This is a genomic window from Bradyrhizobium campsiandrae (assembly GCF_014529705.1).
GTDB classification, from domain to species: Bacteria; Pseudomonadota; Alphaproteobacteria; order Rhizobiales; family Xanthobacteraceae; genus Bradyrhizobium; species Bradyrhizobium campsiandrae.
Map to the genome: position 1 here is coordinate 167,936 of NZ_JAANIH010000003.1, position 15,335 is coordinate 183,270.

The 15,335-nt window shown below is 63.1% G+C and carries 17 protein-coding genes; 11 read left to right on the forward strand and 6 right to left on the reverse strand.

What is annotated here, in order from left to right; translation table 11 throughout:
• Window positions 1–175 precede the first annotated feature (175 nt).
• Complete coding sequence (locus G8O24_RS03445; RefSeq protein WP_188096478.1) at window positions 176–532, forward strand: hypothetical protein; 357 nt, start codon at window positions 176–178, stop codon at window positions 530–532.
• A gap of 45 nt (window positions 533–577) precedes the next feature.
• Here G8O24_RS03445 and G8O24_RS03450 read toward each other — a convergent pair whose 3' ends face one another.
• Together G8O24_RS03450 and G8O24_RS03455 are read right to left on the reverse strand one after the other, a co-directional pair.
• Entirely contained in the window at window positions 578–1,141 is a 564-nt protein-coding gene (locus G8O24_RS03450; protein WP_188096480.1) for a hypothetical protein, read from the reverse strand.
• A gap of 37 nt (window positions 1,142–1,178) precedes the next feature.
• Window positions 1,179–1,712 carry a GcrA family cell cycle regulator gene (locus G8O24_RS03455; RefSeq protein ID WP_188096482.1) on the reverse strand — a complete coding sequence of 178 codons (534 nt, stop codon included), beginning with the start codon at window positions 1,710–1,712 and terminating at the stop codon, window positions 1,179–1,181.
• A 163-nt stretch (window positions 1,713–1,875) separates the two neighbouring features.
• Between G8O24_RS03455 and G8O24_RS03460 the strand changes: the two genes are divergently transcribed.
• Together G8O24_RS03460 and G8O24_RS03465 are read left to right on the forward strand one after the other, a co-directional pair.
• A complete protein-coding gene (locus G8O24_RS03460) occupies window positions 1,876–2,484 on the forward strand; it encodes a S24 family peptidase (RefSeq protein ID WP_188096483.1) in 609 nt (202 codons plus the stop codon).
• A gap of 100 nt (window positions 2,485–2,584) precedes the next feature.
• Window positions 2,585–2,860: a hypothetical protein gene (locus tag G8O24_RS03465; protein WP_188096485.1), complete on the forward strand. Its 276-nt coding sequence runs from the start codon at window positions 2,585–2,587 to the stop codon at window positions 2,858–2,860.
• Between the two features lie 42 nt (window positions 2,861–2,902).
• On the opposite strand, the gene G8O24_RS03470 is transcribed toward G8O24_RS03465, so the two are convergent.
• On the reverse strand, window positions 2,903–3,877 hold the full coding sequence (locus G8O24_RS03470) for a quinone oxidoreductase family protein (RefSeq protein WP_188096487.1): 975 nt from the start codon (window positions 3,875–3,877) through the stop codon (window positions 2,903–2,905).
• 230 nt (window positions 3,878–4,107) lie between these two features.
• Here G8O24_RS03470 and G8O24_RS03475 point away from each other — a divergent pair, with 230 nt between their 5' ends.
• From G8O24_RS03475 to G8O24_RS03485, 3 genes are all read left to right on the forward strand, one after another.
• Entirely contained in the window at window positions 4,108–4,308 is a 201-nt protein-coding gene (locus tag G8O24_RS03475; RefSeq protein ID WP_188096488.1) for a hypothetical protein, read from the forward strand.
• Between the two features lie 146 nt (window positions 4,309–4,454).
• Window positions 4,455–5,402 (forward strand): AAA family ATPase, encoded by a 948-nt coding sequence (locus G8O24_RS03480; RefSeq protein ID WP_188096490.1) that lies wholly within the window; start codon window positions 4,455–4,457, stop codon window positions 5,400–5,402.
• A 5-nt stretch (window positions 5,403–5,407) separates the two neighbouring features.
• Window positions 5,408–6,787 carry a vWA domain-containing protein gene (locus tag G8O24_RS03485; protein WP_188096492.1) on the forward strand — a complete coding sequence of 460 codons (1,380 nt, stop codon included), beginning with the start codon at window positions 5,408–5,410 and terminating at the stop codon, window positions 6,785–6,787.
• Between the two features lie 21 nt (window positions 6,788–6,808).
• On the opposite strand, the gene G8O24_RS03490 is transcribed toward G8O24_RS03485, so the two are convergent.
• Window positions 6,809–6,991 (reverse strand): hypothetical protein, encoded by a 183-nt coding sequence (locus G8O24_RS03490; RefSeq protein ID WP_188096494.1) that lies wholly within the window; start codon window positions 6,989–6,991, stop codon window positions 6,809–6,811.
• Between the two features lie 352 nt (window positions 6,992–7,343).
• Here G8O24_RS03490 and G8O24_RS03495 point away from each other — a divergent pair, with 352 nt between their 5' ends.
• Both G8O24_RS03495 and G8O24_RS03500 read left to right on the forward strand, forming a co-directional pair.
• Window positions 7,344–7,565 (forward strand): hypothetical protein, encoded by a 222-nt coding sequence (locus G8O24_RS03495; RefSeq protein ID WP_188096496.1) that lies wholly within the window; start codon window positions 7,344–7,346, stop codon window positions 7,563–7,565.
• Window positions 7,566–7,733: 168 nt separating this feature from the next.
• Entirely contained in the window at window positions 7,734–9,053 is a 1,320-nt protein-coding gene (locus tag G8O24_RS03500; RefSeq protein WP_188096498.1) for a dicarboxylate/amino acid:cation symporter, read from the forward strand.
• A gap of 8 nt (window positions 9,054–9,061) precedes the next feature.
• Here G8O24_RS03500 and G8O24_RS03505 read toward each other — a convergent pair whose 3' ends face one another.
• Together G8O24_RS03505 and G8O24_RS03510 are read right to left on the reverse strand one after the other, a co-directional pair.
• Window positions 9,062–10,435, reverse strand: a complete 1,374-nt coding sequence (locus tag G8O24_RS03505) for a hypothetical protein (RefSeq protein WP_188096500.1) — start codon at window positions 10,433–10,435, stop codon at window positions 9,062–9,064.
• A gap of 93 nt (window positions 10,436–10,528) precedes the next feature.
• Complete coding sequence (locus G8O24_RS03510; protein WP_188096502.1) at window positions 10,529–11,788, reverse strand: allantoate amidohydrolase; 1,260 nt, start codon at window positions 11,786–11,788, stop codon at window positions 10,529–10,531.
• Between the two features lie 398 nt (window positions 11,789–12,186).
• Between G8O24_RS03510 and G8O24_RS03515 the strand changes: the two genes are divergently transcribed.
• From G8O24_RS03515 to G8O24_RS03525, 3 genes are read left to right on the forward strand one after another with little or no spacing between them, the layout of a single operon-like run.
• Window positions 12,187–13,299 carry a BMP family ABC transporter substrate-binding protein gene (locus tag G8O24_RS03515; protein WP_188096503.1) on the forward strand — a complete coding sequence of 371 codons (1,113 nt, stop codon included), beginning with the start codon at window positions 12,187–12,189 and terminating at the stop codon, window positions 13,297–13,299.
• Entirely contained in the window at window positions 13,296–14,408 is a 1,113-nt protein-coding gene (locus tag G8O24_RS03520) for an ABC transporter permease (protein ID WP_188096505.1), read from the forward strand. Before G8O24_RS03515 ends, G8O24_RS03520 begins: the two co-directional genes overlap by 4 nt.
• Window positions 14,408–15,334 (forward strand): ABC transporter permease, encoded by a 927-nt coding sequence (locus tag G8O24_RS03525; protein WP_188096507.1) that lies wholly within the window; start codon window positions 14,408–14,410, stop codon window positions 15,332–15,334. The genes G8O24_RS03520 and G8O24_RS03525 overlap by 1 nt, the downstream gene beginning before the upstream one ends.
• Window position 15,335 lies beyond the last annotated feature (1 nt).

The following is a 15,335-nucleotide window of genomic DNA, read 5'->3' on the forward strand; positions in this document are numbered from 1 at the left end:
TCCGTTTGGACTCACCGTTCCGCACCACGGTTCATCATCGCCCAATATTTCTGGTGGATGAACCGTCGTTCAGGAGGCCGCGACCAAGCGGTTGCGAAACAGCCACGCAGATCGCGGGCGCCAAGGCTGATGGACTGTTCTATGCGGGCGCGCGTCAGCACCAAAGGACCATTGCATGCTTTCTCGCTGCGATCTCATCAAGGGCGCTGCGGTTGCGCTTCTCACACTCTCGACACAGGGCGCATGGGCGCAGGAGACCAAAATGAACCTGTTCAAGATCGTCACCATCAAGGATGAGATCATCATCGGACTGTCGCCCGAAGAGCTCCAGGCGCTCGGCGGTAACGACGCAAGCGCGGTCGCGCACGCACTGGCGCAGAAAGGCGACCTCACGGTCTGGCAGTACAATGTGCACCGCGGACAGAACGGCGAAATGCAGCAGGCGCCGACTGCCAAGATCGGGCTGCTGGCCAACGCCTCGCTCCGCGTCGAGCCCTACACCACGCCCTACCAGATCGTGCCGCATCCATGAGATGCGAAGGAGGTGTGCCGGCGGCGCAAGCCGCCGGCCCCTCGGTCAGCCACGCCGCGCTGACGCATCCGTCGCAAAGCCGTAGACCAGCGCCAGCCGATCGAGGCATTCGCGAAAGCGCCGGGCGAAATAATCGTTCCAGCGCTGGGTACGGACGGCGCGGCGCTGTCCAATCTGGTCCATGGTCAAACCAAGCACCAGCACGTCATGCACCAGCGCGGCACCGTCGGTGCCGAGTTCACGTTCGACCCGGTTGAGGCGCAACACAGCCTGGCGCTGGCTCTCGGTCACCGGTTCACGGAAGCCGGTGCCGTCGACATATTCGCGGGTCGGATCCACGGCCTGAGGGCCCCGCTCTGCCCTTTCCCAGTCGTTCTGGTAGGCGCGTCCACCCCGATATTGCGCCTCGTCGATCTGACGGTGCGAGTGCAGCCGGCCGAGCGGATCGCTACGGATCGACCGCATGGCCGTGATCTTCTCGCCGGAATCGAGCGCGAGAGGGTTGTCGATGTCGACCTCCGTGACCTCGGCATTGAACGGCAGGTCGCGCGAGCGCCGGTCGTGAAGTTCGGTCAATCTGTAGGACTTGTTGCGTCTGGCACGAGCCACTCGGAAGCTCCTTGCGAATTGACTTGAAAAGGGACAGTCAGGCGGCGGAGACCAGCCTCAGCACGACAGCAGCAGCCGCACGGGCCGCGCCCGGACCGCGCGTGAGGCGCGCATGCGGCGCGCAATAGCTTGAGCCTGGTTGGCGAGGGTGGCCGCAGAAGCTGATCTCCTCCCCCTCCTCGTCGCCGCCATAGGGGTAGCGGCAATCGTCTCGTTCGAGTTCGTCCAGCGTGACCAGGCGCGGTTGAAGGCCGACGCAGCGCAGTTTGACCGGATTGGCCGGTTTCAGGGCCGATGGCGGCGGCAGGTTCAGGCCGAGTGGCGCGGCACGAGGCGGTTTGAGTGGAGCAGACTCGCCCGGCAAGGACGGCACGATCGACGGACTTATCATTCGTTCCGGCGTACTGAACCCAAGCCCGAGCCGCTTGGCGCGACCGACCACCGCATTGCGCGTGTAAGCCGTTCCAAACCTTGCGTTAATCTGTCTTCCAATCTCCGCATATGACAGTCCTTTGAAGAAATAGTCGCGAAGCGCGTCGGATTGCTCCGACGACCAATGGCCCGGTTCCATGCTGCTGTCCTGTGATGCGCCCCCAATCCGATGGTCCGGAGGCGAAACACACATTCCGTTATTCCGAATATGAAGTCAAGCCATAATTCTGATATTCATAATTGCATGAATTCCGAATTTCGGATTATAAGGGACTGAGCCATGGGCAATCGAGGGAATCACCATGTTGGACGTCGCGATGATCGAGCGGGGCCTGGAGAAGACAGGCAAGAGTAAGGGCGGCTTGGCCGCGGCGATGGGCGTGCGTCCAGGCGCGGTATCGGAAATCCTCGGTGGCGAGCGTCTGGTGAAGGCCTCGGAAATCATTCCAATCATGGAATATCTCGAGCTCAATCTCGCACCGATCATGGGCCGCGTCGGGGCCGGCGCCGTGATCGAGCCCGACGTCGAGCAGGTTCCGCCGGAGGGGCTTGGCGACATCGCGCTGCCCTTCCCGATCATGGAGGAGACCGTCGCGTTCGAGATCGTCGGCGATTCGATGCTGCCCAAATATGAAAGCGGCGACGTGATCGTGGTCTACAAGGACCAGCGTCATCCGCTGTCCAGCTTCTATGGCGAAGAGGCCGTGGTGCGACTCAAGACCGGCGAGCGTTACTTGAAGACCATCGAACGGGGCAAATCCCCCTCGGTCGTCAACCTCACCAGCTTCAACGCCAAGCCGATCATCGGGGTCAAGCTCGACTGGGTCGGCGAGATCTGCCTCTCGATGCCCAAGGGCCAACTCGAGCGGCTGCGCGCCAAGTCGGCTCGCCCGCGCAAGAAAGGCCGGTAAGGTGCGGATTTCCGTTTTTCGGAAATCCAACTTGACAAAATTCTTTTTTTCGTAAATAATCCGCCGCGCACCGATACTCGGGGCGCGGCAGGATCGCTTGATGCAGTATTTCGTCGTGATGATCGATTACGGGCGACGTGGTCGCGAGGCGATCGTCGACCCTGAAATCACCAGGCGCGAAGTCATCTCCCGCATCAGCTCCGGCGAATACCAGAACATCTCGTTCATCCACGAAATCGCGGGGAATTCCGTCGAAGACGTCACCGAGGCCATTTTGACCGAGGCCGCCCTCCCCGAAATTCCACCCGAAGATGTCGATCTCCAGGCGATCCGCCTCGATCACATCAGAGACCTGCGCAAGCACGAGCAGACGTGACGCAGGCTTGACAAGCGGCCTGCGCCAACCTCCGGCAAATGATCACACCGTGAGGACGGTCGATCCGGTGGTCTTGCGCGCGGCGAGATCGGCATGCGCCTTCGCGGCGTCCTTCAGCGCGTAGGTCTGGTGCACCTCGATCTTGACCGCGCCGGATTTGACGACGTCGAACAGCTCGTTCGCCATGGCGACCAGGTTTTCGCGTTTCGCGGCGTAAGTGAACAGCGTCGGCCGGGTGACGTAGAGCGAGCCCTTCTGCGCGAGCAGACCGAGATTGAGCGGCTCGACCGCACCGGAGGACGCGCCGAACAGCGCAGCGACGCCGAGCGGCGCAAGGCAGTCCAACGATTTCAGGAACGTGTCCTTGCCGACGGAATCATAGACCACCGGCACCTTCTTGCCGCCGGTAATCTCGTCGACGCGCTTCACGAAATCCTCGCGCGTGTAGATGATGACGTGGTCGCAGCCGTGGGCCTTGGCGAGTTTCGCCTTTTCATCGCTGCTGACAGTGCCGATCACGGTTGCCCCGAGATGCTTGGCCCATTGGCTCAGGATCAGACCGACGCCGCCGGCCGCCGCGTGCAGCAGAATGGTGTCACCGGCCTTCACGCGGTAGGTTTGCCGGATCAGATATTGCGTGGTCAGCCCCTTTAGCATCATCGCGGCCGCGGTCCTGTCATCCACGCCGTCGGGCAGCTTCAGCAGCCGGTCGGCCGGGATCAGCCGCGCTTCCGAATAGGCGCCGAGCGGTGATGCGCCGTAGGCGACGCGATCGCCTGGCTTCAGGTCGCTGACAGCAGGACCAACCTCTTCGACGATGCCCGCAGCCTCGCTGCCGAGCCCGCTCGGCAATTGTACCGGATACACGCCGGAGCGGTTGTAGATGTCGACGAAGTTGAGACCAACGGCCGTATGGCGGATACGCGCCTCGCCCGGCCCCGGCTTGCCGACACTGACCTCCTCCCAAACCAGGACTTCCGGACCGCCGGTCTTGTGAAAACGAATGGCATGGGTCATGGGCGTCGCTCCCTTATCGTTGCGTTGATGGTCCGAGAAAATGGCGGATCGGTCGGAGAAATAGGCATTTGGTCCGCCCGTTACAGTATAGAAGACGTAACAAGAATGTCACAGCGAACGACAAACCCCTGCCGTTCCACCTCTGTTCGAAAGAGTTGATGACGGCATCTGCGGCGTCCGGCAGTAGCCTTTTCGCGGGGTTTGGTGGTCGCCTGCGAAGGAGAGCCGAGATGCCAGCTTATGTACAGCATCATCAGGACATCGAAATCGCGCCTGTGATTTGCCCGACATGCATGGGGTTCCTGCCGATGTATGTGCGCGAGGTCGAGCCCCACTGGAGCCTTGCCAAGATCGACTTCGTCTATGAATGCGCCGATTGCGGTGCCGAGCTCCGGCAGACCATCCGCAAGGGCCAGCTGCTGCGGCACTGATCGCGCGATCAGCCACGCTTTCAGTATTTGCGCTGAACGGAAAAAGCGCCCTATTGCGCGGATCAGGCCCGTCCCAGACGAGGCTTGTTCTTTGCAGGGAACGCGGGCAGAACAAGCCTCAAGCAAGACCTTGGGAGCGCCCTTTCGTGGCTGAACAGAAGGCCTCGACCTTGATCGAGGCAGTGGAGAGCGGCCTCGCCGCGCAGGGCTATATCGCGAGCCGGCAGATCGCAACTGCGGTCTATTTGTCGCAACAGATCGAAAAGCCGATCCTGGTCGAGGGACCTGCGGGCGTCGGCAAGACCGAGCTTGCCAAGGCGATCGCCGCCTGGCGCGGCAAGAAGATGATCCGCCTGCAATGCTACGAAGGCCTCGACGAGGCCAAGGCGCTGTATGAGTGGAAATACGCCAAGCAGCTGCTCTACACCCAGATCCTCAAGGACAAGCTCGGCGAGGTCCTCGGCGGCGCGCAAACGCTGCACGCAGCCCTCGATCAGCTCCACGATTTCGGCGATGTCTTCTTCTCCAAGGAGTTCGTCGAGCCGCGACCGCTGCTCCAGGCCCTGGAACAACCGGGCGGCTGCGTGCTGCTGATCGACGAGATCGACAAGTCGGACGCCGAATTCGAATCGCTGCTGCTGGAGATCCTCTCCGACTTCCAGGTCACGATTCCCGAGCTCGGCACCGTCTCGGCGATCACGCCACCGACCGTGATCCTCACCTCCAACAGCGAGCGCGATCTTGGCGACGCCCTGAAACGGCGCTGCCTGCATCTGCATATCGGCTTCCCCGAGCAGCGGCTCGAGGAGCGCATCGTCGAGAGCCGCGTGCCCGGCATCTCGCAGACGCTGCGCCGGCAGATGGTCGGCTTCATCCACGAGATCCGATCGCTCGATTTGAAGAAGCTTCCCTCGGTCAGCGAGACCATCGACTGGGCGCGCGTGCTGGTGCTGCTCCAGGCCACGGAGCTCAACACCGAAATGGTCAAGGACACGCTCAACGTGCTCCTGAAATATGAGGCTGACATCGAGGCAGCGTCGCCGCAAGTGACGACCTTCATCGCCAAGGCGGCACGGTCCAACGTCTTCGGTTGACGCCGATGCGCGAGAACCTCCATCGTTTCTTTCGGGCTGCGCGGGGCGCCGGCGTTCATGTCTCGCCCGCCGAAAGCATCGATGCGATGCGTGCGGTGGCGCAAGTCGGCCTCACCGACCGTGCCATCCTGCGCGACGCCCTCCTCCTGACCCTCGCCAAGTCGCAGGACGAAAAGCTCGCGCTCGGCGACTGCTTTGATCTGTTCTTCAGCCAGCCCGAGCCGCCGCAGCAGCAGTCCGAGGCCAACGACAACGATGGCCCGTCGCCGAACTCCGATCAATCGCCCTCGTCAGGCTCGGCCAGCGAAGCGGACGGAAGTCAGCCTCAGGACGGATTGGGCCCGCTCGCACAGATGCTGCTGTCACAGGATCGCAACGCGATCCAGGCCGCCATCGCCAGCGCTTCCGGTGCAGCCTCGCTCTCGGACATCCGCTATTCGACCCAGCGCGGCATCTTCTCCAGCCGCATCCTCGACGCCATGGGTCTGCAGCGCCTGCGCGACGATCTCGACGAGCTGACCGCGACGAACCCGGCATTGGCCGAGCGCCTGCGCGCCGCACTCGATGGCTTGCGCGAAGCAGTGCGCGATACCGTCTCGCAGGGACTTGCGCTCTATGCCCGCGAAGAAGCCGAAAACCTCCGCAACGAGATCCTGCGCAATGCGCCGCTGGCGCGTATCGACCGGCGTCAGGTGGCGGAAATGCGGGCTCTCATCCGGCAGATCGCGCGCCGCCTGCGCGAGCGCTATTCGAAGCCGCGCAAGCGCCAACGCCGCGGCCATCTCGACGTCCGCCGCACGCTTCGCCGCAACGCGGCCTGGGGCGGCGTGCCGTTCCTCACCGCATGGAAGCGCAAGCACCGCGACCGGCCGAAGATCGTGGCACTGTGCGACGTCTCCGGCTCGGTCGCTCAGGTCTCGGACTTCTTCCTGCTGCTGATCCACTCGCTCCATGAGGTCGTCGACGACGTCCGCTCATTCGCATTCTCGTCACATCTGATCGAGGTCAGCGAGATCCTGGAGAAGAAATCGCCCGAGGAGGCGATGGCCGAGATCATGTCCAAGGTCGGTTTCGGCTCGTCCGATTACGGTTCCTCTCTGGTCGACTTCGAAAAGGATTTCATGAGCGCGCTGACGCCCCAGACCACGGTGATCGTGCTCGGCGATGCCCGCAGCAACAATCTCGATCCGCGCGCCGACATCCTGCGCCGCGTTTCCGAACGCTCGAAGCGGCTGGTCTGGCTCAATCCCGAGGGACGCCTTGCCTGGGGCTTTGGCGATTCCGAGATGCCACGCTACGCGACCTTCTGCAGCGTGGTGCGACAGTGCGCCACCGCGCAGCAGCTCGAGCGCGCGGTTTCCGATATCGTTGCGACCTACCAGTAAGTCTCGGGCTCGCGGCCGAATTCAGTTTCGCGCAAGCTCTACATGCGCGACATTGCACTCGCGAAAGTGATAGGCGATTTCATCGAGCGCACGCTGCTCCCATTCCTGGGCTTGCGCCAGCCAGAAAACCCGACGCTCAAGATCAAGCGCGGCGCGCTCACGGCAGAGGGATTCCTGACTGCGAATTTCGACCAGCCTGTTCATGCACTCACACTCCTTGTCGTGTGAAGCCATTCCCCGCAAATCAGCCTAACAGAATGACCGGGCCAGCGTCTCACCCTTTCTGTGCGTATCGCGACGCAGAATGAGACAGTAGCGCTTCCCGTGCGCTGCGGTCGTCGCAGCGCAACATCAAATAGAGATCATCAATTAGTGATCGGTGATCGGGACGATGAGTGTATCCGCACGATCTTAACTATTGTGGCGCAACAGACTGCGGCAATTCGTGAAGAGAGATTCTAAACAGCTCACCGAATTCCCGACTCATTGTCGTCGCACGGTCTTCATGCAGCGCCGCTAACAGGGGCGCGCGAACCTGACTATCGCTTGAGGCAACATGAGCAACGACGTCGACTTCGATCTCACACCGGACCAGTGGGAGGCGCTGCGCGCGCTTCGCAACCCGGTGCCGCACGGTCGTCTCTCGAAGGCCTATCTCCTTGAAGGCCTCGTCAAGCTTGGGCTCGTCGTTGTCCATGACGGCGTACCCGCGATGACCGCAACCGGCCGCAAGGTGCTGGTGCGGGGATCGTGCCGCCTGCTTGATCTCGTCGCATGATATCAGCCGGGAAAAGAATACAGCGACCTGAAGCAGGTCGCTTCCGGCGTGGACATCGATGATCGGCAAGCTGTGATCGCGACGACGCGATCGGCCCGCACCGCGACATTCTGGCACGGTTGTTGCTCCTTTTTGACCTCCAAGACGCGTCAAACGGGGGAATCCAGCATGTCGACCGTCACCGCGGCGCCCGCCGCCGAGCCAAAGCCGCTTTATGCCTCGCTGTTCGTTCAAGTCCTGGCCGCGCTGGTCCTGGGGATTGTCCTCGGCGTGGCCGTTCCGGACTTTGCCGTCGGTCTCAAGATCCTCAGCGACGCCTTCCTCAAGCTGATCTCGATGATCGTGGCGCCGATCGTGTTCTGCGTCGTCGTGCACGGCATCGCCGGCGCCGGCGATCTCAAGAAGGTGGGCCGGGTCGGCGTCAAGGCACTGCTTTACTTCGAAGTCATGACGACGGTTGCGCTCGTCGTCGGGCTGCTGCTCGCCTACATCTTCGGTCCCGGCCACGGCATGAACATCGATCCCTCGACGCTCGACGCCAAGGCTCTCAACACTTATGCCGACAATGCCCACAAATTGTCCGGCGGCGGCATCGGCGCCTTCCTGATGAACGTGATCCCGACCACCTCGTTCGATGCACTGTCGCGCAACGACGTGCTCCAGGTGCTGTTCTTTGCCGTGCTGTTCGGCGTTGGCCTTGCGCTCGTCGGCGGCGAGAAGGGCGCGCTTGTCACCTCCGTCATCGATGCAGCTTCCACCGTGCTGTTCCGCGTGATGGGCCTGATCGTTCGGGTCGCTCCGCTGGGCGTACTCGGCGCGGTCGCCTACACCGTGGGAAAGTATGGAGTGGGCTCGCTGAAGCAGCTCGTCTCGCTGGTCATGCTGTTCTATGTTTCGGTCGGAATCTTCGTGCTCGGCGTGCTCGGCACCGTGATGGCTCTCGCCGGAATCAACATCCTCAAATTCCTCGCCTATCTGCGCGAAGAATTGACCATCGTGCTCGCAACCGCCTCCTCCGACGCAGTGCTGCCCCAGATCATGAAGAAGCTGGAGCGCATGGGCGTGAAGGATTCCGTGGTCGGCCTGGTCATTCCGACCGGCTATTCCTTCAATCTCGACGCCTTCTCGATCTACCTCACGCTCGCCGTCGTCTTCATCGCGCAGGCCACCAACACGCCGCTATCATTCGGCGATCTCCTGCTGGTGCTTGGCGTATCCCTGATCACCTCGAAGGGCGCGCACGGCGTGCCGGGCTCGGCCATCGTGATCCTGGCCGCGACGCTGAACGCGGTGCCGAGCATTCCGGCAATCGGCCTCGTGCTGGTGCTGTCGGTCGACTGGTTCATCGGGATGGCTCGTGCAGCCGGCAACCTCATCGGCAACTGCGTGGCCACCGTGGTGGTCGCCGCCTGGGAAGGCGATCTCGACCGCGCCAAGGCGGCCAAAGTGCTCGAAGGCGGCGAGATGGTGGATGTGACCGCGGGGTAGCTGGCGGATCAGTCGTTCCACTGGAGGAGCGGCGTTCCATACGCCCTCCTCCAGACCGACAGGAAGCGCGGGAACCAGGAATGGGCGACGGCGCCCTTGTACGCCCAAGTGCGATATTTCAGCCCCTGCTCGGAGATCAATTCCTGATACCCGCCATGGACCTCGGTCGCGGTGCGGATGTCCTTCAAGATCGCTTGCGCACAGGCCCGGTAGGTTTCTCTCCCCGCAAACTCGTCGAAGTCCAGCATGCGATCGGCGAACTCGACGTTGAACGTCGGCCAGGAGGAGCGCCCCTGGTAGGCCGGCGCCGCGATCTTGTGGATCATCTTGTTGCGCGGATTGTCCGCCGAGACGAAGAAGTGAAATGTGCTCGGGATGCGGAAGCGCGGCTCGGCGACGATCATATCCGTCGTGGCCGCAAACAGTGCACGCTCGCCCACATCGTTCAGATCCCAGAAGCCGCGATGCACGCTGACGAAATCCAGCGCGACCTGGGATGCCGGCGTGCCCGCCGGGCTCTCCAGCGAATGCCTGATATAGCCGTCCTTGCCGAACAGGCGGAAAAGGTCCCTTTTGTACTGCGCAAGGTCTCGCCCAAGCAATCGCTTCAATTCGCTCGCCTCGACGATGCCAAGCTCCACGCCCCACACGAACGTCGTGTAGACGCAGGCATTGGTGACGAAACGCCGGCGCTCGGCGCGGGTGTCCGTCGCTGCGGAACGAGGCCTGCTGGCGTCGCAGAGCAAATATCTGGTGCCGTCGGCCTCGAACGGCTCGAGCTCGCTTGCGAGCTTCACGATCGCCCGCTTCAGATCTCCACCATATTCGGCCAGCAACAAACGACCGGCATGGGCGCATTGCGACATCGCCAGATGGGGCGACTTTCGCTCCTCGGCGGAGAGCATCTGCTGCAGACCGGCCAAAACGCCGAGCAGCGTATCCGATGGCCGCGAGAAATAATTCACGCCGAGATACCGGCCGCGCCCCGCCGGGACGATGGTCGTGGTGACGACGTCGGCGCTGACTGCCTCCAGTAACAGACGCACACTCTTTTCGAGCAGGCGCACGCGGCGTACCGCGTCCTGCGCATCCATGATGGTCTCGGGATCGAGGACGTCAGGATAGAACCAGGCGAAGTCGCGTGGATAATAGGCGGAAGCGTGCGGCGCGCCCGTCACGAGGAAAGCCTCGGTCACCGAGAAGGCGCTGTCCATCGAGTGCCGGTACAGGTCCTCGATGGCCGACAACGAATGGGGCGACTGTCTCAGGAATCGATCACCGAGAAAATTGACCGCCTGAAGAGCATTCGCGACAAAGGTCGCAGCCATGCCCTGGTAGAACCGGTTCTCCCGATGCGCTGGAAATGAGATATCGCTGTTCATCTGCGTCGGTCGGCCGGCCTCTGGTGATCGCGGTAGTGGCAGTCTCTATTCTAGCCCTGCCTGATTCGCATCTCTACCCGGTGACTTGCGGGCCTATCCCACGCGCGGCCTGAAATTCTCGATCACCCGCAAGAGCACCCGCGCGCCGGCGTCGGCGTCCGCCAGCTCCACATGCTCGTCCGGGTGATGGCTGATGCCACCGCGGCAGCGGACGAAGATCATGCCGACATCGGCGATGTCGATCATCGCCATGCCGTCGTGCCCCGCTCCGCTCGGCAGCTCGAAGACGGAAAAGCCTTCCGCTGCGATCGCCTGCGCGATCTGGTCCCGCAACCAGGCCGCGCAAGGCGCGGTGCGGTTTTCATGGGTGACGTCGAGCTGAAGCGCCAGGTGCCGCCGCTTTGCGATCGCCTCGATCTGCCTGACGACGTCGGCCACCGAGCGCTTGCGATGCATGTCGGTCGGCGCGCGCATGTCGATAGTGAACGAGACCTCGCCCGGAATGACATTGGTCGCGCCGGGTCTTGCCTGGATGTAGCCGACGGTCCCGACCAGACCGCTCTCGTCGGTGCGGCAGAATTGTTCGATCGCGCCGATGCATTCGGCCGCCCCCGCGAGCGCATCGCGGCGCAGCGCCATCGGCACGGTGCCGGCGTGGCCGGCCATGCCGGTCAGCCGCGCCGCCAACCGCGTCGCGCCCGCAATCGCTGTGACGACGCCGACAGGCAGGTTCTGGGCTTCCAGCACCGGTCCCTGCTCGATGTGCAATTCGAGATAGGCCAGCAGCTCGCGCCGTGCCCGCGCCGCCGCGCCGATATGCTCGGGATCGAGGCCAAACGTGACGAGCGCATCGCGCATCGAGACGCCATCGCGGTCGCGCGCGTTGAAGACACTCTCGTCGAACGTGCCGGCCACCGCACGGCTGCCGAGCAGGGTCGAGGCAAAGCGCACGCCCTCCTCATCGGCAAAGCCGACAATCTCGATCGCAAATGGCAGCCGCTTGCCGCGGCGGTGGAGATCGGCAACGCAGGCAATCGCCGTGATCACGCCGAGCGGTCCATCCCATTTGCCGGCGTCGCGCACCGTGTCGTAATGGGAGCCAAGCATCAGGCAAGGCGCGCCCGGCCGCTCGCCTTCGTAGCGGCCGCAGACATTGCCGACGGCATCGAGATGCGCGTTCATGCCGGCCTCGCGCATCCAGCCGAGGATGAGGTCCGCGGCCGCCTTCAACTCCCTGGTGAGATAGATGCGGGTGAGCTTGCCGGCTTCTTCCGAGATCGCCGCAAGCTCATCGATGCGACGCACGATCTGTTCACCGAGCGATGCGGGTTGAAAGGCCTTGTCTGCAGCCATGTCGGTCGAGCTTTCCATCTGCAGAACCGCACAGCGGCCGCAACGACAATTGATACAAGTTCGGTGCCAGCGAATCAGCCAGCCGTCGCAGTCCAAGCCGGACGCGCGGGTTAACGGGACTGCAGCCGGAGCGCAGAACGCCAGCGTTATCATGGACCCCATCGGAACTCGACTGCCCAACTCAATTGCATACAATCGATAAGTAATGATTATAAATTGATCAGAATGCGTCGTGACTAAATTCTCATCGTCGTATAAATACTATATATATCAATAAGATATGAGAAAATGATCGCTTTATAGCCTATGGCACAAAGCTTGCGACATCCCATCCCGGCTCCGCCAGACCGGCGCAGCCGCGAGATTAAGGCGGTCGATTCCGCCCAGGGGAGCAAGCAATGGATTTTGGCAGGATTTCACGACGTCATTTGTTGCAGGGCGGCGCTGCCCTGACCCTCGGCGCGGCGGCCGGCGCCCGCCCGGGCTTCGCGGCCGAGACGACCATCGGCTTCATCTATGTCGGCTCACGCGACGACTACGGTTATAACCAGGCTCACGCGCAGGGCGCCGCGGCGCTGAAGAAGATTCCCGGCCTCAAAGTGGTCGAGGAAGAGAAGGTGCCGGAGACTGACGCGGTCGAGAAGACGATCGAGTCCATGATCAACCTCGACGGCGCGACCCTGCTCTTCCCGACCTCGTTCGGCTACTACAATCCGCACATGATCAAGATGGCCACCAAGTACCCGAAGCTGCGCTTCGAGCACTGCGGCGGCCTCTGGACCGACAAGGACCCGAAGAACGCCGGCAGCTATTTCGGTTATATCGACGAAGCTCAATACATCTCGGGCATCGTCGCCGGCCTGACGTCGAAGAGCAGCAAGCTCGGCTTTGTCGCCGCCAAGCCGATTCCCCAGGTGCTGCGCAACATCAACGCCTTTGCGCTGGGCGCCAAGTCCGTCAATCCGAAGGCCACAACGCAGGTGATATTCACCGGCGACTGGTCGATGCCGGTCAAGGAGGCCGAAGCCACCAACAGCCTGATCGACCAGGGTGTGGACGTGCTGACCTGTCACGTCGATGGCCCCAAGACCATGGTCGAGAACGCCGCGCGGCGCGGCGCCTTCGTCTGCGGCTATCACACCAACCAGTCGGCGCTGGCGCCCAAGGCCTATCTCACCGGCGCGGAGTGGAACTGGGAAGCGCTCTATCCGAAGTTCGTCAAGATGATCGCCGCCGGCGAAGGCATCCCGAATTTCTACCGCGGCGGCTTGAAGGAAGAGATCGTCAAGGTCTCGGCCTATGGCGAAGCCGTCTCGGCCGAGGCGCGCAAGGCCGCCGACGAGGCCAAGGCCAAATTCCTGTCCGCCGACGGGTTTGCCATCTTCAAGGGCGGCTTGGTCGACAACAAGGGCAAGACGGTGATCGCGGCCGGCACCGATCGTGGCCAGAAGGATCCTGAGCTCGAGAAGATGGACTATCTCGTCGAAGGCGTGATCGGGGCGACTTCGTGACATCGGAAGCAGCGGATTCCGCCGAGGCGGTCGGGACGGTGGCCCCGGCCGCCGACCCTGGCTTTCTTCAGCGCCACGGCGGCACGATCGAATATGTCCTGATCCCGGGCGCGGCGCTGGCCGCCGCGCTCGCGGTGTTCGGCATCTTCGTCATGCTGTTCGGCAAGAATCCGCTCGACCTGTATTTCTACATGTACTACGGCGCCTTCGGCACCTGGTTCTCCTGGCAGAACACGCTGACGCGCGCAGCGCCCCTCATCCTCACTGCTCTCTGCACCGCGCTCCCGGCGCAGCTCGGCATGGTCATCATCGGCGGCGAAGGCGCGCTGCTGATCGGCGCGCTGTCGGCGACGGGCGCGGCGCTCGCACTTCAGGGCATGCCGCCGCCGGTCGTGCAGATCGCCATGGTGGTCGCCGGCGTGATCGGCGGCGGCTTATGGATCATGCTCGCTGGCGCGTTGCGGCAATATCGCGGCGTCAACGAGACGATTTCGAGCTTGCTACTCGTCTACATCGCACTCGCAATCCTCAATCATCTCGTCGAAGGCATGATGCGCGATCCCGCCAGCCTCAACAAGCCGTCGACCCGCGAGATCGGCGCCGCCAACATGATCGGCACGATTCCCGGCACCGACGTGCATTGGGGTCTGGTCTTCGGGCTGATCGCCGCGGTCGCCGCCTACATCCTGATCTATCACACCGTGTTCGGTTTCGCCGCGCGCGTTGCCGGCGGCAACATCCGTGCCGCCAAGATCGTCGGCCTCGGCGTCAGCAAGCTGATCCTGACCGTTTGCTTCCTCGCCGGCGGTGCCGCGGGCCTTGCCGGCATGGTCGAGGTCGCCGCCGTGCAAGGCCGCACCAATGCCAATCTCGCTGCCGGTTACGGCTTCACCGGCATCCTCGTCGCCTTCCTGGCGCGACAAAATCCGCTGGCCATTGTCCCCGTCGCTGTCCTGCTCGGCGGCATCAGCGCCAGCGGCGGCCTGTTGCAGCGTCGGCTCGGATTGCCTGATGCATCGGTGCTGGTGCTCCAAGGCATCATCTTCGTCTTCGTGCTAGCCAGCGATGCGCTCTACGGCCGCATCGGGTTCCTGAAAGGCAAGTCCTGATGGCAGACGGATCGATCGGACTTTGGACCGTCCCGCTCGCCGTGCTCGGCGGTGCCATCCGCGTCTCCACGCCTTTCCTGTTCGTGAGTCTGGGCGAATGTATCACCGAGCGTTCGGGCCGCATCAATCTCGGCCTCGAGGGCACGCTGGTAATGGGCGCGATGAGCGCGTACGGCATCTCCTACCTCACCGGATCGCCCTGGCTCGGTGTGCTCGCTGCCGGCATCACCGGTGCATTGCTGGGCGCACTCCATGCCGGCATCTGCTCGCTGCCGCGCGTCAACGACGTCGCGGTCGGCATCGCCTTGATGCTGTTCGGCACCGGCCTGGCTTTCTATCTCGGCAAGCCGCTGATCGAGCCGACCGCGCCACGCCTGCCCGCGATCGATTTCGGCTGGTGGAGCGACATCCCGCAGCTGCGCGCCGCGCTGCGTGTCAACGTCCTGTTCCTGATCGGCGTTGCACTCGCGCCGATCCTCTACTGGGCCTTCCGCACCACGCGTTGGGGCCTCCTCATCCGCACCGCCGGCGAGAGCTCGGATGCGGCGCGCGCCATGGGTCACTCCGTGCTGCTGATCCGCCTGCGCGCCACAATGGTCGGCGGTTTCCTGGCCGGCATCGGCGGCTCCTTCCTGTCACTGTTCTATCCCGGAAGCTGGAACGAGGGTCTCTCGTCGGGCCAAGGCATCACGGCAGTTGCGCTCGTGATCTTTGCCCGCTGGGATCCCTTGCTATGCCTGTGGGCCTCACTCGCCTTCGGTGGCGCTGCGGCGCTCGGGCCGGCACTGCAATCGGTCGGCGTCACGTCCGGCTATCACCTCTTCAACGCAGCACCCTACATCCTGACGCTGGCGATCATGATCATCACCTGCTCGCCGAAACGCACACTGACCGGAGCCCCGGCCGAATTGTCGATCACCCGCTAGA

What these genes read in the sequence shown, in the direction of transcription:
- G8O24_RS03490 (WP_188096494.1), bottom strand. Translation starts at nt 6,991, where the DNA reads ATGAACAGGCTGGTCGAAATTCGCAGTCAGGAATCCCTCTGCCGTGAG.
- G8O24_RS03460 (WP_188096483.1), top strand. Translation starts at nt 1,876, where the DNA reads ATGTTGGACGTCGCGATGATCGAGCGGGGCCTGGAGAAGACAGGCAAG.
- G8O24_RS03505 (WP_188096500.1), bottom strand. Translation starts at nt 10,435, where the DNA reads ATGAACAGCGATATCTCATTTCCAGCGCATCGGGAGAACCGGTTCTAC.
- G8O24_RS03510 (WP_188096502.1), bottom strand. Translation starts at nt 11,788, where the DNA reads ATGGCTGCAGACAAGGCCTTTCAACCCGCATCGCTCGGTGAACAGATC.
- G8O24_RS03465 (WP_188096485.1), top strand. Translation starts at nt 2,585, where the DNA reads ATGCAGTATTTCGTCGTGATGATCGATTACGGGCGACGTGGTCGCGAG.
- G8O24_RS03525 (WP_188096507.1), top strand. Translation starts at nt 14,408, where the DNA reads ATGGCAGACGGATCGATCGGACTTTGGACCGTCCCGCTCGCCGTGCTC.
- G8O24_RS03445 (WP_188096478.1), top strand. Translation starts at nt 176, where the DNA reads ATGCTTTCTCGCTGCGATCTCATCAAGGGCGCTGCGGTTGCGCTTCTC.
- G8O24_RS03470 (WP_188096487.1), bottom strand. Translation starts at nt 3,877, where the DNA reads ATGACCCATGCCATTCGTTTTCACAAGACCGGCGGTCCGGAAGTCCTG.
- G8O24_RS03475 (WP_188096488.1), top strand. Translation starts at nt 4,108, where the DNA reads ATGCCAGCTTATGTACAGCATCATCAGGACATCGAAATCGCGCCTGTG.
- G8O24_RS03485 (WP_188096492.1), top strand. Translation starts at nt 5,408, where the DNA reads ATGCGCGAGAACCTCCATCGTTTCTTTCGGGCTGCGCGGGGCGCCGGC.
- G8O24_RS03455 (WP_188096482.1), bottom strand. Translation starts at nt 1,712, where the DNA reads ATGGAACCGGGCCATTGGTCGTCGGAGCAATCCGACGCGCTTCGCGAC.
- G8O24_RS03495 (WP_188096496.1), top strand. Translation starts at nt 7,344, where the DNA reads ATGAGCAACGACGTCGACTTCGATCTCACACCGGACCAGTGGGAGGCG.
- G8O24_RS03500 (WP_188096498.1), top strand. Translation starts at nt 7,734, where the DNA reads ATGTCGACCGTCACCGCGGCGCCCGCCGCCGAGCCAAAGCCGCTTTAT.
- G8O24_RS03515 (WP_188096503.1), top strand. Translation starts at nt 12,187, where the DNA reads ATGGATTTTGGCAGGATTTCACGACGTCATTTGTTGCAGGGCGGCGCT.